Consider the following 24,222-nt stretch of genomic DNA (forward strand, 5'->3'; position numbering starts at 1 on the left):
ACACCTCCTTCCACAATTAATTTTCTAGCCATGTTGAAGCATCAACGGATTTCTCAAAGTTTTCAAGCATACGAATTGCACCAAAAACAGATGCATCAAAGATATCAATGCGTTGGTTTGGCATAACTTTTTCGTATTGGATCATGTCGTCTGTCTTTTCAATGGCAGAAACGTTTTGCACACAATACTCAAACGCTTGTGAATGTAAGTAATAAAACTCTCCATCCTTCGTTTTCTTTTCAATACGTCTGAATCCCTCAGACTTTTTATGAAAATATTGTGGCTGGTCAATCATTGCAAAGCCTTTCTTTTTCATCGCAAGGAAAAACTCACGACTAAACTTTCTATCAAAACCGACTTGCTTAATTTTGAATCCTTTTTTCTTCATTTCGATAAACCAATTAACAATATCGGAATGATTTACAGTTGGTGTATTACACATTGTCAACCAACCATCATCTTTCCAGCCGAATAATGGAATGTTATCATCTTCAGCTTTTTGAGTCGCAGCCACAATTGGGAACCATGCATGAGTAATAACAATATCTACTCCTTGATAATTTCCATATAAAGCGGCTGCCGTTAAATCATGCATTTTTGATAAGTCAGCACCGCCAAACCAATCAATTTTTAACTTAGATAATTCTTCAAGCGTCCAATTATACTTTTTATCAGAAGCTTTAAACTCATCCAAGTTGAAATAAGCACGAATTGCAGAAGTATAAATGTTTAATGATTTCGCTAAAAAGTCCTTTCGTTGTTGTGGATCGTTTTGCGCTTGTAATGCATCGTTCATAATGTCATTTGGACGAATAGAAACACCGTAAGCAGGATTTGCTTTTTGATGTTCAATTGGATTTGTGTAGTCCACATTTCCCTTTTCATCCTCATCAGCCTTTGCAATGAATACAAAATAAGCTTCGTCTTTCACAGTGCCATCAAGTATCTTTTTACAATACTGTAAGCGCTGGTAACAAAAGCTTGTCATATCATCTCCGGCTGTTGTTATACCAATCATTAGCTTATTTGTATAAGCTTTCATGGCTTCTTTGATGATGTTATATTGTTTTGGCGTTTTATAAGCGTGTAACTCATCGGCAATTGCAATATTACAGTTTAATGAATCCTGTTTATCAGGATTTGCCGCCAGCGCTTGAATATAAAGAGAACCATCACCAAGATCACCAGAAATAGAATGTTCTTGATTGTTATCGATAACGCGGAAATTTTCTTTTTCTCCCATTTGATCTAAGTTGAAATTAATAAAGTTGAAACTTTCAAGCGATTGTTTCAACGCAGCAGCCACAATATAAACTTTACTCCCTGACTTTCGATTCAATAAACCCAAAGCCCAAGCTAATGCAGCAGCAAACGATGTTTTTATATTTTTCCGTGGAATATAAATAAACGCTTCTTTAAAGCGTCTAATTTTTGTTCCTTTATGATAAAAACCAAGCAAATTATAAACCTGGTATTTATGGAATGGTTCTAACAAAAAAGGCGTTCCACGTAATGGCGTACCATCTAACATCTCACCTTGAGCATGTACAAATGTTTTTTCAATGATTCCTATAACAAATTCAGCATCTTTTGGATTAAATTCATACTCAGGATTCTCTAAATCGTTGAAAAAACGTTCACAACCTTGAATTTGTTCTTTATTTGCTAACTTTTTTCCTTCAACAATACTTTTGGCATATTCCATTACTAAATCATAATTTTTGTATTTTTTATTCAAGTCTATTCAACACACTTGCTAATTTAGATTTTGTATTATTTTCAACAGTTACTGTTTCAAGAGATTTAGGATTCAAACAAAGACGATCCGAATAGGAAGCAATATCTTTCCTTAAACTCTCCATCGCCGTCAGAAGTGGGACTTTCCTTTCATTTGTGGCACCAGCTTTATTTGTGTACGATTCTGTGATTTGAAATCCTGACTCTTCAAATTTATTTTCAAATATTTGGTATTGATATAACATTCCAGCATAAATTTTAATAACTTGATCATACTCTTTTTTGTAAATTCCAAGTTCTTTCATTTTTCGTTTTATTTCATTTTCGACTGCTCGTTTCGTTTTCGCCATGTCATCACCCCTTTTTCTCTAGCATTTGCTCTATTGGAAAAACCTCCCCTCCTCGTTCCCCAGAGTGGTTTTATTTTTAAAACTTAGCTAGGGGGATACGTTTCTTCTCCCACAATCTTAATTTCTACACCAAACTTTCTTTTTAATGGAACAAAAAAAGAAGGACAGAATTGTTGATAATTCTTTTTATCCTTCTTCAATAGTTCTTCGATTGTTGAACTGATAAGATATTCTCTTGAATAAAACATAGGTTGTTTACCATACATTTTGTAATACTCGAAATGACTTACATCACTTCCTACTACATCACGTTCCTTAAGATATTCATTATGTATTGTAGTTCCTACAGACAGAAGACCAAGCGCATTAATCTTCCTTTGCAAATCTGTATTGATTTTATCCATTTCCACTCATCCTTTCTACTCTTTCTTGCCATTGCTTTCCTAGCCCTGTCAACTCATCTGTCACTCGATCATGCATCTTTTCGTGACATTTATTGCAGAGACTAATTAGATTCCATGTTGTTAAACGTAACTCGGGTCTATTACTTAATGGATGGATATGATGTACAGTTGTAGCTTCTTTGTTCCTTCCATATCGTTTACATTCCTGACAACGATACTCATCACGCTTTAGTATCCTTGATCGCTTACTCTTTCAGCGTTTTATTTTATAGAAGTTAGTCATTGTCTTTCACCTCACTTATTTAGACATAATAAAAAGCACCCGAATGGATGCTTAGATTAAACTTATTCATTATCAATATCTCTACTTTCATCATTAACTGATTTCGGGTCTAACAAGCTTCCTATATCAGGCGGCAAAGTTAACTCTATACCAGCTACTGGTTGATTATCCTCATTAAAATAATACTTCTTCACCTTATTTAATTCTTCATTTTTCTTATTTTCACTCATATTACCCCGCCTTTTATGTATGATATTAAACACTTTACTTAATATGTACATTGAGAAAGATAATATACTTTTTTTCAACTCTCACACGACTTATACACTTTTTACATAATAAAAGAGCAACCATGCATCAGTTTCCCTTTCACTATTTACTTTCAACATAACTTGGTATAATTTAGTAAATATGACTACTAAAGGAGGAAATATATGATTAATGCAATAGGTATAGCTGTCATCATTTCTTATGATCTAAATATCAAAGACAAAATTTATTTTAAAGATAATAATGCACTTATAGAAATTATCGAATCTAAAAATAAGTTTGATTATGAAGGTAATCCACTATTAGAACTGACATGTAAATATAGTATTTTCATGGAAGAAGACATTAATTGCAAATCCCTTGATGATTATGCAGGACATGTATTTCCCTTTCTAAATTCAAAAGTAAAAAATATGCTTGTTAGAAATGAAAATTACCATTTTTCACATATTAATCAATCAAACTTAAAAAGTATAAAAGAAATAATGAATGAGATTTTAAACAGTAAATAAGGATATATCATGTGCTACATGAAAAACCTATCTAAAATAAAAAAGCACCCAAATAAAAGGATGCTAATTTTCTTCATTTACTTGCCTAGGCACTTGAAGTTCAATACTCCTCTCAATTATTTTATGATAGAACAAAGCTTTTCTACTAATCTGATTGTGCGCCTTATTTACAAAATAACACATACCAATTACACCTATAAGTAAACCTATAAATAATTTCCCTAACACTTGATCAAGAGAAATGTTAACTGAATCAGTTAACATTTTTTGTATTTCATTAATTGTTTTTACTTTATCTTTGTCAGGAGTTAAATCTAAAGTTGCCTTTCCAAATAAATTGAAGATAATTTGAAAATTCGCAGTAAAAAAAGTAAATATAGTAACAGTCATCCCAAGAAGAACTGTACTTATAATATTTAACATAGACTGTAATAGTCCAGTTTGTTTATTCATTTCATTCTCAATCTCTAAACTATCTCTTAAGAGGTATAATTGCTCATCAGAGTGATTATTTCTTAATTTCTTAATTAGTTCTTCACATTGTGTAAAGGTTATATTGCGGAATGTACACTTGGTATCTATATACTCTTTTACTTTCTCGTCCATATATGCAACAGTTTTAATAAATTTCGGTTCTTTTCGTATATACATTTATTACCACCATCTTACTTTTTATTTATATATTAACATATAAAATGGTAATAAACTTGAATTTCACTCATCTTTTTCCTTTTTTAGTAGACAAAAAACATATAATTGTATTATAAAAATAAATAGATTATAAATAGAAAGGTAGAAAATCATGCAAATAAACTTTGAACCACTTCATCCAATCATAAACAACATGGCTATGAAACTTGCAATTATACTATTTGTCCCACTATTTATAGGGTTACTTGTTAAAATCATCCTTATGAAAGTGATAAATGAATCAATTGCTGGTAAAATAGCAGCGCTCGTTATGCTGTTTTGTATGTATCAGACATTTAAACTAGTTGTAGGATAGAAAGGAATTTTTTATGAATTTTAACATTAACATTGGTGATTCAAACGTTAATCATTTTGTGGCTCACTATGGAACTATATTCGCTATTTCTTTTATCATAGCACTTATTGCTAATATAATCTTTTTTAGAAAAAATCTAAATGTATACGTAAAACTTTGGGGTAGCTTCTTAATTTTATGCATTAGTTTTTTCTCCATATTAAAAATTATACAATTATGGGATAAATCTAATAAAATATTCATAGGATGAAAGTCCTAAATACATAAGTGATCTTATAGTTAAAAAAGGGTGCTCATATTGAGTTCCTTTTTTTATTTTGAACAAAAAACACATCATTATTTTCCACTATACTGATAGTGAAAAGTATTTATACTAAATCTTCCGTATAATTTTTATCAATTCACTAAACATTCCATAATATGTTAAATTATATTTGAAAAAGGCTACTTTTTCATTCGTCCCTTATCAAACCTCGAAAGTAATTTGGTAGTGACACTCGTTAGCGGGTGTCTTTTCTTTTTATATAAACAAGACACCGCCATACAGCAGGGTCAGGTATTGAATTTATCCTCTTTTGATTTTCTAAATTCTCCTTTAAAAAGAAGTCGATATAACAAATTTTCATATCTTCTGTATCTTTCTAACAATTCTTCATCACTAATTTTTTCTTCACTTTCAATAAAGAACACTTTATATTCTTTAGGCTTACGTTTTCCCATAAATCTATCACCTCTATTAATCTATATTCGGAGATTAATAGACTTATGTATATGTTAATGATTAAATCTTAATCCTCTATGTATTCATCAATAAGATATCTTTTAACATAATTATCAATTGTTCGCCACGAAACATCTAGTTTATCAGACCATTCATTTACAAAATCAGATCGTTTTGGATTCTCTAATGATTCCCATGCAGTTTCCAAGTCGTCTTTTTCTGATGGTGTTAATCTTCGTGTACTTCTACTTTTTAATCGTTTCTTTGTTTCAATATCATTATATTGATGCTTATGTAACACAGGAATTAAATTAAAATAACTGTTATCTGTCTTATCACCTGAAATATGATGTAACGTCATTCCTTTATCCAAATAGAAATCTTTCGTTATTCCCATATAAGCTGTGAAAATAGCAGCATGCAAACTGATAGGACTTTTTTTACCGTTAGCATCCTTCATTGTAATATAAATATATCCTGTGCGCTTAGAACCTTTAGAACCTTCACCTAACCACTTCTCAGTGAATGTATTAAACACTCTTCCTTCTTCAATATCTGCAAAATATCCCGGATAGTTTGGAATCGGATACAATTCCTTTTCATCAACTAAAATTGTGTCTTCTCTAAATTTATTTTCCATCTATATTTCTCCTCCAATTTTTATATTAATAAATACAAAAAGACTCCCAAAATAGGAGTCTCTCTACACTGATAAATTGAAGGCATATCATCACGACACTCCTTTGAGCCGCCTTTCACCAACTCTGACCTCTCTGTCAAACCTCAATTTATCAATCCAAATTTAGCTTGGATAAATAAATTCAAATTTGAATCTATTTATAGCTTATGTATTACAATCATGATATTTTTAGTAATTGTATATTAAATCAAACACTACTGACGTTATATCCTAATCCTCCATTCATTTCCCTCCTTTTCTAGGTATCCAAATCTCCAGCAAGCAGTTCAGTAAACAGTTACTTGTTGCAAATTTAAACTTTACGGATATACTTCACAAAAATGGGTGCGGTAGCACCCTAATCATTTCTATATAGCTATTCGTTAAATAAAAAAGACGTACCAAATAGTACGCCGTTATTTCTAATAAAAGGTATATTTAATTGAAAATCAAAAAAGTTACGTTTTGACACTATATATAATATAGTATTATATATTTAACTATATTTATTATAATTTAAAATATAGTATTATATATAGTATCAATTTATAACTTTTTCAAAAAAACAATTATGTAAGATTATATATAGTTCCAAAATGTAACTTTTTTATTTTTTAGTTAGAAGTTAGCTGGTAAGAAATCCATTCGTTCATCAACTTGTTGTTTTATCCGTTCTGATTCCTCTAATCGTTTAAAATATGTCTTACTATCTATTACATTTCTTGTGATGTACTTTTGTGGTAAATCCTCAAATGCAAAATATTCATTAACACTGTATGTATTGGCACGTCTATATTCTTCTGATAATCCTATTACAAATTCTTGGTTGATTATAAATCTGATAAGATTAAACTTTTTCAATGAATCAAGGTATCTATTAATTGTACTTCTACTGATACCGGTTTCATCTGCCAATTTATCAAGTGAAACGTCATATCCAGCTCTATATTTATCATTCTTATATTTCAAGTACGAATACAAATAGAATCCAGTACAACTTACTTCTTTATTACTCATACAATACATGAATACCTCAAATGGAATCATATGAGTATTGCTTACATCATAAAACGTTCCGTCTTCATAACCTTCATTATATTCATTTTTCATTTCTTCATCATTAGAGTGTCGGTAAAATGCTTTTACAGGAAATTTAATAGTATACTTTCTAGGTAATTTCCAAAACCCTAATAACTCTTCATGTTCAGAAAGCATACTAAATTCCAATCCTTCTAATTCTTTATATTCCCACGAAACAGGGAAATCCTTTACAGTTTTTGTATATTCTAATTTATCAAGTAGACCATTCTTTTTAGTAAGATAGTCAAGTCCTTTTGTAGTTGGATTATAGCCAAGAATCTCCTTTATTTTACAATTGTTAATTAGTCCATCATTACCCATGTGTTTAACATATCTATACTGCCAAGTAATAAAGTAAATATAAGAATATGCAAATCCAATATGCGGGCTATTAGTAATAGCACTCTTTAAATCTTCAAAAGTTTCATTCGGCATAAATACTTTTGATTCAGCATCATCGTATTGTAATAATATATTTAACACATCATAATTCACGTTTATTTCCTCCTAGTTGATATGTTCACTGCATAAAAATGGGGCTTACCACCCCCATTTTTATGCAACAATTTCAGTAACAGTTAGTTTTAAACTCTTCCTACTTTTAGCAATGTCAACTAACATTTCAGCTTTGACTTTGCTACAATTAAATAAGTTATACTCATCAATCTGTGTCTGATCATTAAACACTCCTAGCAAATCAACTCCATCGAGTGTTAATATAACCCTATTTTCTTTAACCTTTACATCAAATGTAATTTTTCCATTGTTGTTAAATTCTGTTTCAATGACATCAATAGTGTTATCATTAAGTACTTTAGCACGAATATCAGCTTTCACATCAATAAGCTTTAATCTTTGCTTATCAATAATATGTAACTTACGCACAATACCACGGTTATTTACGTTAGCAACCGGAATCTTAATATAGTTTTCATGCAGATATTTGATATCTCCGTTGACACCCTTTTTATATACGTATCTATTACAATTCAGTTTGCTATTTAGATACTCGAACACTGGATAGAATAGATTAATAATGAAGCCTTCTGTACAGTTTTTAAGATTACCGAGTACATTTGCTACTGTAGACATGTCATATTTACTAATAATAACGTCAGCAATCGGTAAATACTTAGCGTCAATCACCTTGTAAGCAGTATTTCTGTCAGCTCTAAACTTGCATAAGTTAAACTTATGCTGAGCATCCTCAAAATTATCCATTCGTCCCTCACGCTCTAATCTGTTTATACGTTTATTTTCCTTTCCTTTTAAGCTCATATAACGTCTATTAGCCTCCTCACGCTCATTAGTATACTTACTGTATAAATCACTTATCTCATCTAAACAAACACTGTATCGGTTAACATCGTATTCTACATTTACCAGTTCACTTTGTATAATGTCTGATCTATCCTCAAATTTTTTAGATGTGGCTTTTATCTTATCCAATAGTCTATTCTCCACAATCCAAGTCATCGAATCTAGTAACCCAAATGTATTTTTATATTGATCGTCATTCACATCATCCTCATTCTCCTTATATTTAAGGAATGCAGCCTTTTTATAATACTTATCATCAAGAATCTTCATGTCTTCATTACTAGGAAAATACAGAGTTTTGGGAGCATCTATCGCAACCATTGAGTTGTACAGTACAATATATATATCCTTTTCATACTCATAGAATCTCTTCTTAACATACTTCCTATGCCGTTCACTAATATCCGGATTACGTGTAAATGTCCACTCACCATTATCAAGTTTCTCTTGAATATATGCTTCGCGTTCACCCTGCTCAACACCAACGTCATACTTTCTAAAAAATGTATCGTTGACAGTATCATAAAAAGCAGGAGAATGTTGAGCTAAAGAGTTAATGTATGCTGATTTCAAAGAAATAGAACCAATTAGATTACCACTTGCTCTGTACGTTGATATGAATCTATTTTCAGTTGTGTATTTCATCTTTACCGCTTGACCGTCATCTGTATTGATGAAGTATTTACCATCTTGTGGTACAACTACAGAGCGTTTAATCATTTCGTTATCTATTGACATAATTGCATCTCCGTCTGTATCAGCTCCAGACATCAGTGACAAAATATCTGACTTCTGATTGAAATAGATAAGTTCACGACATGAGCTTAACCAATTATCAAACAATTTATTTCTCACAAAAGTTACATTATGTACCTCGCTATATGCACATAGTGGATTGCGAGCTATTGTACGTACATCCCCATTATTACAGTCTCCACTATAAAATTGACCAGATTGCAATCCTTCGTCACCTTGATCACGATACATTGCAAAGTTTATGTATGAGATTGGGCATATCCCTATGTATTGATACTTAGCTTTGATTGTGAACTTTCCACACGCAATATCTCTACTTCTCTTTTTAACAATTGACGCTAGATTATTTTTCACAGTTTTCAATTTAACGAATTCTTCGGATATATTTAGTAGTTCGTGTGTCTTTGTTGCAATGTTAAGATTCACACGATCTATCTCTTCATCATCCACATGATTAACAATATTTTTGAAAAATAATCTAATCGCATCCGCATTAATTATCCATTCATCCGTAGTGTCCCTTTCAAATGGTGATACTATTTTTTTGTATGTACGTACATCCTCCTTGATGAGTTGAATGTAGTCCCATTTGCTAATTGCTAGTGCATTGATTAGCTGATAGTTTGTTCTTCGATAGTCTTCAATCTCTTCATCATGCTTGTTAACCTTCGTTACGTATAGTTTGTTAACAATGTCCCTATACTTAGCATCAACATTACTTAATCTTTTCTTATATGTACTCCAGTTCTCATCTTTCTTAGCATCGTAATACTTAGCTAATTTAACCATGCTCTCATTTAATAGGATTGTATTATCAGTTACAGTTTGCCATTCTTTCCACATATCAAGTAACTGATACTGACCATTCACTTTTCTATAATACGGTGTGTCCCCTTTATAGACCTCATCTAGGTAGCCTATAATATTAAACTTGGTAATCATGCCTTTCATTGCAACGCCATAGCCTCGAATGATTGCGAATTCTACTGGATATTTTAACTTTAATTCCTCTTGAATCTGCATGAATACATTAGGAGTAGCAACCCCTCCACCATCAAAAACATCAATTTTGTCATCGAAATGGTGATCTACTAAATCATAATCAATTACATCCTTATCATCTTTTCGTTTTATTACCTTTTTAACAGTCTTGTAGTCCTTTATGATTCTGTATTGTGGTTGTGGCAGTACGATAGTATTAGGCATATCACCAGCCATACAGGAGCTACTTGTTGCTAATGATATGCGGCTAAGAACGTCCTTGTTGATACAGATTTCTTCACCGCTATCAGCTATCTCCTTAAACTTCCCCAATGATATTAGGTGTTCAAATTCCTGTGCAAATCTTGTGTAATCTTCACGTATAAATATTGTTTCACACTTACCAGCACCATTTTCCTTCTTCATACCATTCGTTGTGGCAAACCAAGCATAATATTCGTATCCGTTGAATATTAGTCCTTTTTCCCACTCATGTTTAGCATCATCCTCATTTGCTGGTAGCATTACCTTAATTATCTCAGTAATAAATTGACCGTCTTCTAATGTTTCATCTTTATATTTTTCAAGTGCAAACAGTAGGAAACTATCATTTAGAGTAGTTACGTATTGATCAAGATTTTCTGGATTAATAGTTCCATTTTCTATACAGTTACGATCAAAGTTATACATTTTAAATAAACGTTGTCTCATATATTGTTCTCCCATCAATTTTTTATTGACATTTATCCTGTATGAACTTATAATTTCAATATAGATTACCTATATGTTTTATTTTAAAGGAACAAGAGAAATATAATATGGTATATAAAACATGCAGAATAGCATCTGAAATTGTCAGTTTTTTAGACAGATATGGATACTATTCATTTCAGCATGTTATTTTGTGTTTTTATATATTAAAAAAATAGTAGTGATTTAGATTGATTTAATGTATTAGATGTAGTTATCTTCTTTCTCCTTATTTATTGTGGTAAGTAAAAAACTCAGTAACCATATCAATGCCTGTTTGTCGTTTCCTCAATGCTGATGTGGCAAGCATAAAGGCCAATCCAATTCCCTTACATACCTATTTTCATAACAATGCGTCATAAGCAAATCTATAAAGTCGTCCTTTCCGAATCGTTCACCATAGTTTTCTTTTATGTATTCTAATGTTGACTTATAGTCCCATGAACCATCATCTTCAAATTCTTTAATCGGTGGAAATACCCTGAAAAAGTCCTCTACAGGTGTCCATTGTAGTTTTTTGTTAATGAATTCAATTGTTGCTAATACTATTTCTGGTTCAAATTCATGTCCTTGATCCAAGAATCTGCCGAATCTGATTAATAAGTTGTATGCGTCCATCTAATTAATCCCCCCCCATTTCTTCTGACAATTCCCCTTTTATATGTTTATTTTTGGTGGTTATTTATTCGAAAAATAGCGTTAAAAATCTTAACGCTATATGACTTTATGTTTTTTTAAGACAATAAACAAATCCTTCCAAAGTTCATCGTTGCTTTCTTCAACATTTTTTTCCCATGAAGTATCACGCATCAATAACATGGTAAAGAAATTTTCAATTATAAAAATTTTACTTACATCTTCTTTTGCATATATGTTAAGCAAAAGGGCTAAATCTGTTAAGACCTCCAGCACTCTATCAGAGACGTTGTACCCATCAATCAACAAGCTTTCCACTTGAGTATCATTCCTTAGTAACTTTTCAAGATCATCCAATACCAGTGGAATAACATCATTATACTTCGACGGTTTTTCGACCTTTTCACTCTTATTTAACAAGCTATTAACAGCAATTTGGTTTTGCGCATTAGATTCTTTTTCAAAGTATTCCATTGGAATATCGAAGTAATCTGACAACTTAATTAACTTATCTTTTGGAATAGGTCTTCTTTGTTTTAACCAATCATTTAATACTTGCGGGTATACTTCTGCAATTGCAGCAACATCTTTTTTCTTCATTTCTTTTAGTTTAATTATGTATTCCAGTATTATCATTTGTCCTACCTCCTTTCCATATAATTTTACTTGATAAATTAAATATAATACTTCTATAATTATAAGTCAATAGACTTATAATTATTTATTTTATTCATTTTATAAGTCGTTTTATAAGTCTCCTTATAAATCTAACGCTGTAATCCTATTTAACAAATCCAATATTATTTAAATAACTTAAGACCAATACAATATTTCTTCCACATAATATAGTTTATAATCTTGCGTACTTAAAAAAACAAATAACGCCACTATAAAAGTGACGTTTTATTCTTATACTATCTATAATTTTATCGACTTAAGCGGAGTAAATTGTTTATGAAGCGCGGCTACATCATCGTACATGAATTGTACATACCGTCTCGTCATAGCAATGTCAGTATGTCCAAGAATATGTTGTAGCGAAAATAAATCTCCTCCGTTTTTTAAGTATAACTTAGCGCATGTGTGACGAAATGTATGCGGACTAACTCTTACGTTTTCTATTTTCGCCTCTTTGCCATAACGAGCGATCATCTGGTATATCCCACGTTGTGTTAATGGTTCTCCCGCTATATTACAAAACAATTGATTTGTATACGATTCTCCTCTAATGTTTAACCAACGTTTAATCGCTGCTTTCGTTTCCTCAGTGATTGGAACTTTACGCATGCGATAGGTTTTAGTATGTTTCACCAATATCGTATTTTCTTCCCACAAAACGTCAGTAACTTCGAGATTTAACAACTCGTTCTGACGTAATCCACATTCAAGTAACACGATACATATTGCGTAATTACGTACGCCTGTCCATGTCGTTTTATCTATCGCATTAAAAAAGCGTGTTAGTTGCTGAGGAGTAAACGTGATGATTTCCTTTGTTCTATCCTTAAGTAACTTAACGTTTTTCATCGGATAATTCGGAATCATTTCCTTTTCATACAACCATTTTACAACCGTCCTAAACGCACGTAATCGGATATTAATCGTTGCTGCAGAAAGCTTTTTTATATTCTTCATGTAGAGTATTATGTTATCTTCTACGTTTGTCTTCGTAAACTTATACGGTGGTAAATCGATTAATTCTTGCTCTTCTAAGTATCGAAAAATCATCCGCATTTCTTTTTCGTAATAAAATAAAGTTGCCTCTCTGAGACCACGCAATTCACAGTCTTTCATAAATGATGATATCGCTTGATCCCATGATCCGACATAGTCATGTTTCGCCTCACCAACTAACTCTAACTCTTCGTCGTTTAGATAACGACTGCGTTTTTTCTTCATCGATTACTCCTCCTTTATAGCTTGCGACTAGCTAAAAAGATGAACGTAATCTGTCCGTTGATATATAAGCATTTGTGAGCGATAAATTACACTCGGAGTCAAACACGATCTGCAAAACGTAAACTTACGTTACTTACTGTAATCATGTAGTTCCTCCTAGTAATACCGCTGCATCCAGCGTTTTCTCACTGAATGTCCTAAAAGTCGCAGTTTGCAACTCACTTATTTTAGACTATAGCCATTATATAGTAGAACTTAGATGGAAGGCAATCATAGATTAACTATCAATAAGGAAATCCAATAGAAAATTATTTTTTTTTAATTCAGATTCAATAGAAACCTAAACTTTGAATTAAATAAACCTAGATACATCTTCATCATACACATACACCTTCTAAGTATAATAAAGTATTAAATTGAATTTCAGGGACATACTAAAGAGATTACAAATTCTTTTCCAAGAATAGAAGAACCTCTGTTAGCAATTTAACAGAAGTTCTAATAGAGTGTTCCTGATTATTATCAATGACATAAAAATTTTCCTTTTCTCCTATTTGGGCCAGGTTATAGTTAATGAAGTTAAAGCTCTCCAAACATTGCTTTAAATCTGCTGTAAATGAAGTTTTAATATTTTTTAGGAATATAAATAAACATCTCTTTTTCTACTATATATATAGTGAAAAATATCTATACTAAACATTAGGAATTTTTTATAAAATATTTCTCAATTTACTATATATACCATAATATGTTAAATTTAATTTGAAAAAGGAATACTTTTTCGTCCCTTTTTTAAACCTCGAATGCAATATGATGGTGACACTCGTAGGAGTGTCTTTTCTTTTGTACGTAAAAAACTTTACTATAGAGCATAATTAGGCATTATACTTTTTGGATTTTCTATATTCCCCTGTGTGAAAAACAATTTATATAACAGCTCCTTGTATCCTTCGTATAGCTTCTGTTTTTCCTCTTCATCAATTGGGCACTTCAAAAACTACAAATTTATAGCCATTTTTTGTTTTTCTTTTGGCCATCCCTATCACCACTATTAAATTCGTATTCGGCGATAGAAAAATTTATGTGTGATTTAACGCTTCAATTATTCATCCTTTTATGTAACACTTATAGCGACTATAGATTCATTTTCTACAAGGAAATCAAAGAGATTTCAGCAGTAATTTCCTCGTCTTTCTTTCATAAATTTCGCTTCACTATACTATACATTTAATGTCGTCTAAACACGATTCTCTTCCTATGAATGTATATTACTATTTGAAAGAACCTCAGGAAGCATAACTTTTTGTTCAAAACGCGTAGACAATACCATCAAAATGGTTGGACGACCATACTTATTACATGAATCGCTAAAAGTCTCTAGTGATTCCGGAGAACTTGTAGCCACTTTTAGCAAGTAATTATATTGTCCGCTTATTCTGTATAAATCAATGACATGCGGTGACTGTCTACAAAACTCAACAAATTGATTACAGTTATTTGCTTGAAAAAGAATAAATGCAGTTGTATCTTTCCCTAACTTTTTTCGTGAGACAACAGCTTGATAATTCTCAATAATCCCCTTATCTTCTAACTTCCGAACCCTTTCCTTAACGGCTGGCTGAGTCATATTTACTTCTTTTCCCAAGTCCACCATTGACATCCGACCGTGATTTTGTAGTAACTCTAATATCTTTGAATCAACTTGATCCATATGCAACTCCCCTTTATTTTTATAAACTCAACCCACTTATTTAACAATAAAATGAAAGTAATCTAACTAAAACAACTTATTAATTGCATGTAAATTATACATTATTTCCCATAAAATATCAGTATCAATTAAAAAGTGATCAAAGGAGATGTTAATGTATGAGTTATCGTAACAATCGAAATGGTTCCAATGTTTTAAAGATACAACGCAAAACTTCCAATTTTGATGCTTGGAGATATGAGTCTATTTATAAATATTCTCCTCTATTTTCGTATAAAAAGCTTTTCAAAACTTTTTTTCGTATCTTTTCCACAAAAACAAAAAATTAAATAACTAAAGTTATTGATATGAAGAAAACTATTATAAGTAAACAATTGACTCATCTTTACACCACTAAAGGAATATTTAAATACAACTAATTCTATTAGTTGTATTTATCTAGTTTTTCGACATTTTATTTTTTGAATTTTTCGTGAAATTAAATTATCATGAATTAAGACCTATTGAAGGCGGAGGGATTGTTGTGCAGAGTCAAATTGAGTTTCAAATATACAATTTTTATAAAGAAGATATACTTAGTCTTATTGCTCTTTCAGCTTCAGTTGGTTGGGATTATGACGAGGATGAAATCTATACCATTATGTCAGCAGGTACTATATATGGGCATAAAACAGAGCAAGGTGAAATTATTTCAAGCGCAGCCCTTATTCCTTATGGAAATAAGTTAGCTTCTATAGGAATGGTAATTGTGAATGAAAATTACAGAGGATATGGATTAGGTAAGAAGGTTATACAAGCTTGTATTGATTCAATACCTAATAATGTCACAATTATGTTAGCTGCAACTGAAGAAGGCTATCCTCTTTATAAAAAATTAGGGTTTCAATCCGTTACTTGTATACATAAATTAATAAGTGATAACAATAATTCATTTTACCACATCAAAAAAAATCATGATTACGACATTGTTCCGTTAACTGATACTCATTTTAATGATGTACATAAATTGGATCAACATGCAGTCGGAGCAGATAGAAAATTGTTCCTTAAATCTAGAATTAAACAAGCAAAACAAGGAGTAGTAGTCAGAGCAAAAAATGGAGATTTAATTGGCTATGGATTAAGCATAGAGGGACCAATTCATTTAATTCTTGGCCCCATTGTAGCACTTAATCATGATGTAGCAACTCATATCATTCATCACCTTGCTACAAGCTACAAAGGAAAACTTAGAATAGATGTGCTTGATGGGCAAAGTTCATTTATAACATACTTAGAACAATGTGGATTTAAAAAAGTAAGCCAACCACCAATAATGATTAAAAACTCAATTCAATTACCAAGAAGAAATGGTACACTTTATGGTATTGCTGCTCAAGCTTTCGGCTAAAAAGTTTACCCCGCATTAACGGACAGTAAAACCCCCACTGATGGAAGTTTCACTTTAGCATTTCAAAAATAACTAAATCCTAATTTCTCGGTTTTATAAACGAGAAATTAGGATTTCTTTAACATTGTAAATTCGTATTTTCTCGGCTCTATCCAATTGTATTATGAACGTTTATTTCCTCATTTTTTGTTTTAAGTAAAACAAAAGATAACCCCGCTGATATACAAATAAGTACAGCGCCAAATATATACACCATTCTGATACCTAAGTATTCAGCTATGAGCGCAATTATAAAAATAGAAAGACTCGAAATCGTTGATAATAGAACGCCGCGAGATGCATATACTTTTGGAAGTAATGACACATCTATATTTGTTTGAAATGCAGTTTGCTGCGCAACATCTCGTATTTGATATGCCGGTCCCATCGCAATACAGAGTACAAGGGATAAGAAAGGAATACTACTAAGCCCATATAATAAAGTAAAAATGCTAAATAAAAAAGATCCCGCTGCCATACTGAGTATAAGATTTTTTTGAATCTTTTTTGCTAAATATATTGTTATAACCCCTCCTACAATTGTACCGATATAATAGCAAGCATTAATATAGCCCCACCATTGTTCTCCTTTATGAAGTATTTCTTTTACATAAACCAATGTAATCGTACCAACCCATATTTGCCCTGCAATCCCTTCAATTACATCCATTAACGTAACTAATCGCAGAGTTGAGTTACTCCAAAGGTGAATCCACCCTTCCTTCATGAGAGTCCATTTGGATGCATCTTGATTTTGTGTCATCTGATCATAAAGAAAGCGAATTGCTATATACAAACAAACAATAGAAATCCATAACAAGACAGCCGTTATTAGTAAAGTAGGAGTATGTCCTATTTTTACGACAATAAATCCTGTCAGAGTATAACCGCCAATTTGTACCGCTTGATTGGAAATGCTTAACAAGCTATTAGCTTTCACGAGTTCTTCCTTTAAAATAATTTGGGGGACTATAGAATTTAACAAGGGACTTCCCCATCCTTCTACGAAAGAAAGTATCAATATATAAGCGAATAAAATATAAATATGAGAAGTTAAGAATGTAAATCCTAATAGTAATAAAGTAATCAAAATGGTTTTAGTAATTTGTAAGTTTACAAGTGCTTTTGACATTGAAGTATTTTGTAGGATTAGTGGTGCTGAAAAGCCAGCTAGTAATCTTGTAAGGGCCTTAAAAAAGGGAAATAAAGAAGCGAATAATACAGATTCCGTTTTCTGATAAATGTAAGTCGTAATGACCATGATGTATACGACATCAGCTAACGAAATGCTTGTTTGAGCTATCCAAAATGAATAAAATCTATAATTTTTCATCGCCACCTCCAGATAAGAAATATAATTTAATTAAAATAATTATAAAATAAAAAATATTAAAAATAAACAAAAATATAAGATAGATATAAAATTTTTAGGAATAAGCGATGGACAATTGAACTCTTTTATGTATAGGGAGTAAAAGCGAAACACCTGCCACTTGAATGAATATGAAGATTACAAACAGAGAGTAGAACTTCTATAAGCTTAACTAAATTTCACTTGCACATTTTAATCAAACAAAAGAATATACTATTGCATATATAACCTTTTGGAGTGAACTTATCATGAACCTCTTTCCAACAAGGGTTGTTGCTGGTACTCCTGTAGTAACCCCTTCCGTTCACGTTGCCGCTTTTCATACGGCAAGTCCTGTTGTAGGAGTTGTAACGCCATTCATCTGGCCATATCCACCTATTCACTTATCGGTAACACATCCACAAATCATCTATCATTTCCATCACATTCCTTCAATATATAGAAGATATTGATGAACCGCTTAATTTTAAGAACATAAAAAGCGCTACTTATAATTATATTTAGGTTAGATAAGTGAAACAGTTGAAATTAAAAGGACCACACATTTTAGATATGTCTAATATTTGTAGTCTATTGTAGCTTTGAAATAAAGTCGTACTGTTTATAAAAAAGATGTACCGTTTTAAAGAAAGTTATACCGTTTACTAAAAAGTTGCACCGTTTTATTCCTTTTCGATTAAAGAATTCTAAGTGAGTTTTAATCAAACTTTTTTATAAAACGAAATGTTCATTCAAGAAGAAAAGACGCCATTTTAATTATTCTTTTTTCAAAATGGCTTCTTTTTATTTATCGTAAAATATGGGTTCGCCCGATACTTTTTATTAAATTTTATTTCAATGCAACAAATACTACAAAAGGTAAACAGTTATTTGAATACGAATGACAAGTAAAATTGCTTCTTTTATTCTTTTAATGGAGTATCCACACGATTTTCCGATTTAGGATGATATGAGCAACAATTTAACTTTAAGTGGTTTCCCACACGATAATCCGAATACCCTAAAAAAATAAGCTGTTTTGAAAAATTAATCAAACAAATGTAGATAATTAATAGCTAAATCATTATTTATAACAATAACGATTCAATCAATTTCATAAGTTGCTGTTTTGTCTGATTTAAATAGTTTCTTTTTTTAGAAGAAATTAATAATCCTATAGGCATTTGAGGATTAAATCCTTTAACATTAAATGATATATTACCTTTGTTTAAAATAGTTCCCTTAGGAATAATACCTATTGCATTTCCAAAAAGCATTTGTGGAATAAGATGTAATGCACTACAATTGTAAACTCTTTTAAAAGATAAATTATTTTCTGATAAGAAAGCATTCACAGATTGATAATAATAACAACTATTCTCTCCAATTAAAATAGGGTAATTAATGATATCAGATATTTTAACTGACTCTTTATGTAAAATTGGATGATGAGGGTTATTGACAATAAATTCGATTTGTTCATTGTATAGTGGAGTGAAATTCACATTGGAACTATTCTTCTTGTTTCCACAAACAGCAAAATCAATTTTATTTTGTTCTAATATTTGTGATAAAAGTGCTGTGTTTCCTATAACAAAATCACAATGTATATACGGCTTCTCAGTATCTAAATAGCTTAATATAGATGGAATTAATTTTTTTGCAATGGATTCTGTTAATCCTATTCTTAATGTTCCTTTTTCCTCATTACTTATACGTTGTGCTTGAGATATTGAATAATCCCAATGCATTAACAAGCTATCTACTTCTTCTGCGAATAAAGTACCTTCATCTGTTAATCGAGCATCCCACCCTCGTTCAAATAGAGGGAAACCAAGTTCATTCTCTAGTTTTTTTATATGTGTGGTTACGGTTGATTGGGCATAGTTTAATTTTTTTGCTGCCAGTGAAAAAGTACCTTCTTCTACAATCATTTTAAATGTATTTAACTCTTTTATTTCCATTCTCACACCTCATCTTTATCGATTTTATTGATAATTATATAATTTATTTTCAATTATACAAATCGAGATTACGGAAGTAAAATAAGGTCATAAGAAAGGGAGTGAAAATATGCCGTTTGTTAATATTTATTATCCAGATGGTCAATTGAATAAAGAAGAGCTAAAAAAGGTAAGCAATAATATTCATCATTCATTGATTGAGCATTTTAAAATCCCAGAAAATGATTACTTTCACATGTTTTTACCTTACCGATCTAATCATCTTTTTTATGATCCTCACTATCTCTTAAAAGGTGAAAAAGAGAGAACAGATAAAATGATACATGTTTCCATTACATGTGGACCAGGAAGAACAATAAATCAGAAAAGGAATTTGTATCAATCAATCGCGGAAACTCTTTATAATCATTTAAACATCTCTACAACTGATATTTTTATTACATTAAACGAGACATCTGCTGAAAACTGGTCATTCGGTCAAGGAATAGCACAAATGGTAAATATGAAGGAGGAAAAAGAATAGTGAATGATCGCATCGAATCCAATATACCAAAGAAAATGAGAGAAATTGCTCCCGATTTTGTTGATTACGGTGAAAACATATTATTCGAAAAAGTATGGAGAGATCCTACTTTAACATCAAAAGAAAGAAGTTTGATTACACTGTCTGCCCTAATTAGTATTGGCAATACTGAACAACTGCCATTTCATCTACAATTAGCAAAAAAAAATGGAATTAAAGAAAAGGAAATTATTGCTTTGATAACACATATGGCCTTTTACGTTGGATGGCCTAAAGCGACCGCAACGTTAAACATGATACTGAATTAAAAATGAAAATACGGTATTCCTTTAAAGTATCTATTTAACAATAATAGAAGTAACCAATCTTTTGTATGAAAATTAAAATTAAATCTGTTAGATAAGAAGCCATTTTGGCTAATTTTTTATGGATTCTATTTATGTATCGTAAAATTATGGGTTCGCGCGATGCTTTTACCTTAGATTTTTTATCTAATGATTGTTAATTGAATTAATATACAGATTATTAAATGATGATATCATTTGTTTTACGTTAAAAGGAGGAGATTAGGTGTGAGTGATAAAGAGAAAATTTATTATGAACGAGGTACGCAAGAATTAAAATGGAAAAACTTACGTGCTCAGAAACTTGTTCGAAGATTTAACAATAGTGATATAGAAGATTTCAAACTGAAAGAAGAAATTCTTAAAGAGTTGTTTGGAAGTATAGGAGTAAACCCTAGTATTGAACATAATTTCCATTGTGACTTAGGTTATAATATTCACGTTGGCGATAACTTTTATGCTGGATATAATTGTACTATTTTAGATATGGCAGAAGTTAGAGTTGGACATAATTGTATGATTGGACCAAATGTAGGTATATATACTGCTGGGCATTCAATTGAACCCAAGGATAGGAATAAGAGTGGTTACGGCATACCAATTTCAATAGGTAATGACGTATGGATTGGTGGAAGTTGTGTAATTTTAGCTGGAGTAACTATTGGCGATAATTCAATTGTTGCTGCTGGTTCTGTTGTAACAAAAGATGTACCAGCTAATACAATTGTAGCTGGAAACCCCGCGAAAAGATTAAAAAGCGTTTAACTATCAATTATTCTTTATGCAACAGATGGGAGCGTGTCTCGAATAAAGCCAATTAAAGTAATCAAACTTTTTTATAAAAACTGAACACCCAATCACAAAGAAAGAATCCATTTTAATCAATCTTTGAACAGCTCCCTGTCAAGTAGACATTGGAAATAATAAAAATACTTTAAGCGGCTTGAACCCTGTATTCTAATGGGCTTAAGCCGTTTAATCTTTCTTGGTAACGTTCGTTATTGTAAAACTGGATATAATCATCTATTGCTTGTTATAACGCTTCAAATGTTTCATACTTATTTAGGTAATATTTTTCACATTTCAACGTTCCCAAAAACGACTCCATTGGTCCATTATCTATACATTTTCCTACACGTGACATGCTATGAATCAATGGATGTTCATTCTCTAATTTTCTAGCTGTTGGCGTACGCTGTAGCCACTTATGATAAGCAGCACGAGATACACCGGCAATCTTGCATAAAAGGATTACTGGTAGATTTTCGTTCGCATGTAAATCTTGAATCGCTCTATATTTATTTTGTAGACGAACGCTTGTTAACGACGCCTCCTTTCGAATTCTTCTAACTTAAAAAAAGCATTTTCTGCACGTAATCGTTCATTTTCTCGCTCTAAACGTTTCATTTCCAGTTTAAATTTTTCTTCATCTGTTAATTCATTTTCCTCTTTCTTTCGACCGCGTTTATCTTGTAGCGCTTCTTCACCATGTGCTTCAAACTTCTTTACCCATTGATATACTTGTTGATAAGAAACTTCATGGCTTTTGGCTGTGAGCTGATAATTTTTCTAATGTTGTATACAGTAATTCACAATTTGAATTCGTTCTTCTAATGTTGTTTTTCTTCTATCTGTCATAGAGTTTGTCATTCCTTTACCGGTATCATTTAATTCTCTATGACTATTATACTTTTTAATCCATTTTCTCAAAACTGCAGTACTGGATATATTGTATTTTTGGATAAACTTGCTTAACGAATAGTGTCCTGATAGATAATCATTGACGGCTGCTAACTTTAACTCTTTTGAATAACGCTTCCAAGAAAGCGCCTCCCCTAGGCCATCCTCACCATTCACTTCATACCTTCTCTTCCAATCCCTAATTGTCCCAGGATCAACCGAAAATTTAGCAGTATGTCAGCTATTGAATGATGACCATCTTTATAAAGAGCTAAAATCGCTAATTTCTCAGCTTTAGAATATTTCATTCGAGTCATAAGAAATACTCCCCTTAGATAAACAGATTTTTTTATCTGTCTACCTAATGGGGAGCATATCAAGAATAATCAAAATGGATTCTCTTATAGCATATCTATATGTATTATTTACAAAAAAGTTTAATTAAATCTCATAACGGCAGCATATAAAAGCGTTATCTATGTCTTATTTTATATTCGCTTCATAATGCTCTTCATTAAGTCTCACTACTTCAAGTTCTTTTTTATTCTCATTCAATTTCAATGCTAAACTTTGAATTCCAAAGAATTCTGTGAAAGTATGACTCCCAATGATAAGATTTATCCCTTTAAACTTAGCATATTGAATCGTATACAAATTACATTCACCTGTAATGTATACGTCACACTTATTTTCAACTGCTTCCTTAAGGCAAGTTGTTGACCCTCCATTACCACAGACTAAGCCCACTCGCTTCACCTTTTTGTCATTAAACCGCCAAAATTTAACTGGTTCTTCAAGTAGATTTTCAATATTTTTTACTAATTCATTAAGTTCAATTTCTTCATCATATTCTGCGATTCTACCAAAATATAACCCTTCCCATTCGTGGGTTCTTTTAACATTTTCTAAATTCAATTTTTTTAATAAACTATCATTTGTTCCAAAGTTACAGTCATCAAGTGGCAAGTGATTATAGTAGTGACTTATACCATACTCTGCTAGTTTTTCTATGCATGCCTCTTTTAATCCATATATTTCATCCCATGCATCGTGGTGTGTCACCATCATATCAACTCCATGAATTCTTGCTTCCTCTATAGTTTCAAGCGTTAGATTAACACAGTATCCTAATTTTTTAATTTTTTTATCTGCATGGTATGTAATCCCAGATTCACTAGAATAGATTTCCTTACTTGTTACATTAAAAAGTTCATTAATTCTTTCAACAATATGTGAAACATCCATATACTTACCTCCTCAATTCCATCCTATATTTCTTTGTTATATCATAAATCGTGTTATTTTTTTTCAAAAGAGTTTTAAATTAGCAATTCGAAATATTTAGCAGTTCTTACACAGCATTCCTATAACAAGAAGATAAAGGTTTTTGATAAAAAAAATTATAAATTTGGAGTAAAAGTGAAATAACCACTTCCTGAATATAAAAATTACAAATAAGAAGCAGAACCTTTACAATCCTAACGAAAATTAACCTGCACATTTCAAACAAACAAATGAATATATTATTTCATACATGATCCATTGGAGTGAACTTATCATGAACCTCTTTCCAACAAAGGTTGTTGCTGGTACTCCTGTAGTAACCCCTTCCGTTCACGTTGCCGCTTTTCATACGGCAAGTCCTGTTGTAGGAGTTGTAACGCCATTCATCTGGTCATATCCACCCATTCACTTATCGATAACACATCCACAAATCATCTATCATTTCCATCATATTCCTTTAATATATAGAAGATATTGATGAACCGCTTAATTTTAAGAACGTAAAAAGCGCTGCTTTCACGTAGCACTTTTTACATTCTTTATCTATTTACA

The 24,222-nt window shown here is 31.4% G+C and carries 25 protein-coding genes and 1 pseudogene; 8 read left to right on the top strand and 18 right to left on the bottom strand.

Going from position 1 to position 24,222, the window contains the following annotated elements; genetic code table 11:
- Positions 1-16: 16 nt before the first annotated feature.
- The 5 genes from AB1284_RS10920 to AB1284_RS10940 all read right to left on the bottom strand — a co-directional run bounded on the left by AB1284_RS10920 (position 17) and on the right by AB1284_RS10940 (position 3,004).
- A complete protein-coding gene (locus AB1284_RS10920; protein ID WP_429754295.1) occupies positions 17-1,705 on the bottom strand; it encodes a terminase large subunit in 1,689 nt (562 codons plus the stop codon).
- A 25-nt stretch (positions 1,706-1,730) separates the two neighbouring features.
- The gene (locus tag AB1284_RS10925) at positions 1,731-2,087 is read right to left on the bottom strand and encodes a P27 family phage terminase small subunit (protein ID WP_429749441.1); all 357 of its coding nucleotides are present in this window, start codon (positions 2,085-2,087) and stop codon (positions 1,731-1,733) included.
- A gap of 83 nt (positions 2,088-2,170) precedes the next feature.
- Positions 2,171-2,491 carry a hypothetical protein gene (locus AB1284_RS10930; RefSeq protein ID WP_429749440.1) on the bottom strand — a complete coding sequence of 107 codons (321 nt, stop codon included), beginning with the start codon at positions 2,489-2,491 and terminating at the stop codon, positions 2,171-2,173.
- A complete protein-coding gene (locus AB1284_RS10935; RefSeq protein WP_429754294.1) occupies positions 2,484-2,726 on the bottom strand; it encodes an HNH endonuclease in 243 nt (80 codons plus the stop codon). The genes AB1284_RS10930 and AB1284_RS10935 overlap by 8 nt, the downstream gene beginning before the upstream one ends.
- Positions 2,727-2,836: 110 nt before the next feature.
- Positions 2,837-3,004, bottom strand: coding sequence for a hypothetical protein (locus AB1284_RS10940; protein WP_044441988.1), 168 nt, complete (start codon positions 3,002-3,004; stop codon positions 2,837-2,839).
- A gap of 204 nt (positions 3,005-3,208) precedes the next feature.
- On the opposite strand from AB1284_RS10940, the gene AB1284_RS10945 reads away from it, so the two are divergent.
- Positions 3,209-3,556 (top strand): cytoplasmic protein, encoded by a 348-nt coding sequence (locus AB1284_RS10945; RefSeq protein ID WP_429749438.1) that lies wholly within the window; start codon positions 3,209-3,211, stop codon positions 3,554-3,556.
- Between the two features lie 63 nt (positions 3,557-3,619).
- Here AB1284_RS10945 and AB1284_RS10950 read toward each other — a convergent pair whose 3' ends face one another.
- Complete coding sequence (locus AB1284_RS10950) at positions 3,620-4,207, bottom strand: hypothetical protein (protein WP_429749436.1); 588 nt, start codon at positions 4,205-4,207, stop codon at positions 3,620-3,622.
- A 151-nt stretch (positions 4,208-4,358) separates the two neighbouring features.
- Between AB1284_RS10950 and AB1284_RS10955 the strand changes: the two genes are divergently transcribed.
- Complete coding sequence (locus AB1284_RS10955; RefSeq protein ID WP_429749434.1) at positions 4,359-4,562, top strand: hypothetical protein; 204 nt, start codon at positions 4,359-4,361, stop codon at positions 4,560-4,562.
- A gap of 552 nt (positions 4,563-5,114) precedes the next feature.
- Here the strand turns inward: AB1284_RS10955 and AB1284_RS10960 are convergent.
- From AB1284_RS10960 to AB1284_RS10995, 8 genes are all read right to left on the bottom strand, one after another.
- Positions 5,115-5,282, bottom strand: a complete 168-nt coding sequence (locus tag AB1284_RS10960; protein ID WP_429749432.1) for a hypothetical protein — start codon at positions 5,280-5,282, stop codon at positions 5,115-5,117.
- 68 nt (positions 5,283-5,350) lie between these two features.
- A complete protein-coding gene (locus AB1284_RS10965) occupies positions 5,351-5,923 on the bottom strand; it encodes a hypothetical protein (RefSeq protein ID WP_429749431.1) in 573 nt (190 codons plus the stop codon).
- Between the two features lie 657 nt (positions 5,924-6,580).
- The gene (locus AB1284_RS10970; protein WP_429749430.1) at positions 6,581-7,537 is read right to left on the bottom strand and encodes a helix-turn-helix domain-containing protein; all 957 of its coding nucleotides are present in this window, start codon (positions 7,535-7,537) and stop codon (positions 6,581-6,583) included.
- 60 nt (positions 7,538-7,597) lie between these two features.
- Complete coding sequence (locus AB1284_RS10975; RefSeq protein ID WP_429749429.1) at positions 7,598-10,810, bottom strand: hypothetical protein; 3,213 nt, start codon at positions 10,808-10,810, stop codon at positions 7,598-7,600.
- Positions 10,811-11,137: 327 nt separating this feature from the next.
- Positions 11,138-11,467 (bottom strand): hypothetical protein, encoded by a 330-nt coding sequence (locus AB1284_RS10980; protein ID WP_429749428.1) that lies wholly within the window; start codon positions 11,465-11,467, stop codon positions 11,138-11,140.
- A 96-nt stretch (positions 11,468-11,563) separates the two neighbouring features.
- Positions 11,564-12,121, bottom strand: a complete 558-nt coding sequence (locus AB1284_RS10985) for a helix-turn-helix domain-containing protein (RefSeq protein ID WP_429749427.1) — start codon at positions 12,119-12,121, stop codon at positions 11,564-11,566.
- A gap of 282 nt (positions 12,122-12,403) precedes the next feature.
- Positions 12,404-13,384 (bottom strand): tyrosine-type recombinase/integrase, encoded by a 981-nt coding sequence (locus tag AB1284_RS10990; RefSeq protein ID WP_429749426.1) that lies wholly within the window; start codon positions 13,382-13,384, stop codon positions 12,404-12,406.
- Positions 13,385-14,639: 1,255 nt separating this feature from the next.
- On the bottom strand, positions 14,640-15,095 hold the full coding sequence (locus tag AB1284_RS10995) for an Lrp/AsnC family transcriptional regulator (RefSeq protein ID WP_429749425.1): 456 nt from the start codon (positions 15,093-15,095) through the stop codon (positions 14,640-14,642).
- Between the two features lie 523 nt (positions 15,096-15,618).
- Between AB1284_RS10995 and AB1284_RS11000 the strand changes: the two genes are divergently transcribed.
- Positions 15,619-16,485 carry a GNAT family N-acetyltransferase gene (locus AB1284_RS11000; RefSeq protein ID WP_429749424.1) on the top strand — a complete coding sequence of 289 codons (867 nt, stop codon included), beginning with the start codon at positions 15,619-15,621 and terminating at the stop codon, positions 16,483-16,485.
- Positions 16,486-16,633: 148 nt separating this feature from the next.
- On the opposite strand, the gene AB1284_RS11005 is transcribed toward AB1284_RS11000, so the two are convergent.
- Complete coding sequence (locus tag AB1284_RS11005) at positions 16,634-17,857, bottom strand: MFS transporter (protein WP_429749423.1); 1,224 nt, start codon at positions 17,855-17,857, stop codon at positions 16,634-16,636.
- A 287-nt stretch (positions 17,858-18,144) separates the two neighbouring features.
- On the opposite strand from AB1284_RS11005, the gene AB1284_RS11010 reads away from it, so the two are divergent.
- The gene (locus AB1284_RS11010; RefSeq protein WP_429749421.1) at positions 18,145-18,348 is read left to right on the top strand and encodes a hypothetical protein; all 204 of its coding nucleotides are present in this window, start codon (positions 18,145-18,147) and stop codon (positions 18,346-18,348) included.
- A 615-nt stretch (positions 18,349-18,963) separates the two neighbouring features.
- On the opposite strand, the gene AB1284_RS11015 is transcribed toward AB1284_RS11010, so the two are convergent.
- Complete coding sequence (locus tag AB1284_RS11015; protein WP_429749419.1) at positions 18,964-19,839, bottom strand: LysR family transcriptional regulator; 876 nt, start codon at positions 19,837-19,839, stop codon at positions 18,964-18,966.
- 109 nt (positions 19,840-19,948) lie between these two features.
- Here AB1284_RS11015 and AB1284_RS11020 point away from each other — a divergent pair, with 109 nt between their 5' ends.
- From AB1284_RS11020 to AB1284_RS11030, 3 genes are all read left to right on the top strand, one after another.
- The gene (locus tag AB1284_RS11020) at positions 19,949-20,362 is read left to right on the top strand and encodes a tautomerase family protein (RefSeq protein ID WP_429749417.1); all 414 of its coding nucleotides are present in this window, start codon (positions 19,949-19,951) and stop codon (positions 20,360-20,362) included.
- Positions 20,362-20,670 carry a carboxymuconolactone decarboxylase family protein gene (locus AB1284_RS11025; RefSeq protein ID WP_429749415.1) on the top strand — a complete coding sequence of 103 codons (309 nt, stop codon included), beginning with the start codon at positions 20,362-20,364 and terminating at the stop codon, positions 20,668-20,670. Before AB1284_RS11020 ends, AB1284_RS11025 begins: the two co-directional genes overlap by 1 nt.
- Positions 20,671-20,934: 264 nt before the next feature.
- The gene (locus AB1284_RS11030) at positions 20,935-21,471 is read left to right on the top strand and encodes a sugar O-acetyltransferase (protein WP_429749414.1); all 537 of its coding nucleotides are present in this window, start codon (positions 20,935-20,937) and stop codon (positions 21,469-21,471) included.
- 169 nt (positions 21,472-21,640) lie between these two features.
- Here AB1284_RS11030 and AB1284_RS11035 read toward each other — a convergent pair.
- Both AB1284_RS11035 and AB1284_RS11040 read right to left on the bottom strand, forming a co-directional pair.
- Positions 21,641-22,703 (bottom strand): annotated as a pseudogene (locus tag AB1284_RS11035) (helix-turn-helix domain-containing protein).
- A 166-nt stretch (positions 22,704-22,869) separates the two neighbouring features.
- On the bottom strand, positions 22,870-23,631 hold the full coding sequence (locus AB1284_RS11040; protein ID WP_429749413.1) for a Nif3-like dinuclear metal center hexameric protein: 762 nt from the start codon (positions 23,629-23,631) through the stop codon (positions 22,870-22,872).
- Positions 23,632-23,944: 313 nt separating this feature from the next.
- On the opposite strand from AB1284_RS11040, the gene AB1284_RS11045 reads away from it, so the two are divergent.
- Positions 23,945-24,148: a hypothetical protein gene (locus AB1284_RS11045; RefSeq protein WP_429749411.1), complete on the top strand. Its 204-nt coding sequence runs from the start codon at positions 23,945-23,947 to the stop codon at positions 24,146-24,148.
- Positions 24,149-24,222: the final 74 nt, after the last annotated feature.

It is taken from the genome of Bacillus sp. S2(2024), from assembly GCF_050474045.1.
GTDB classification, from domain to species: Bacteria; Bacillota; Bacilli; order Bacillales; family Bacillaceae_G; genus Bacillus_A; species Bacillus_A yunxiaonensis.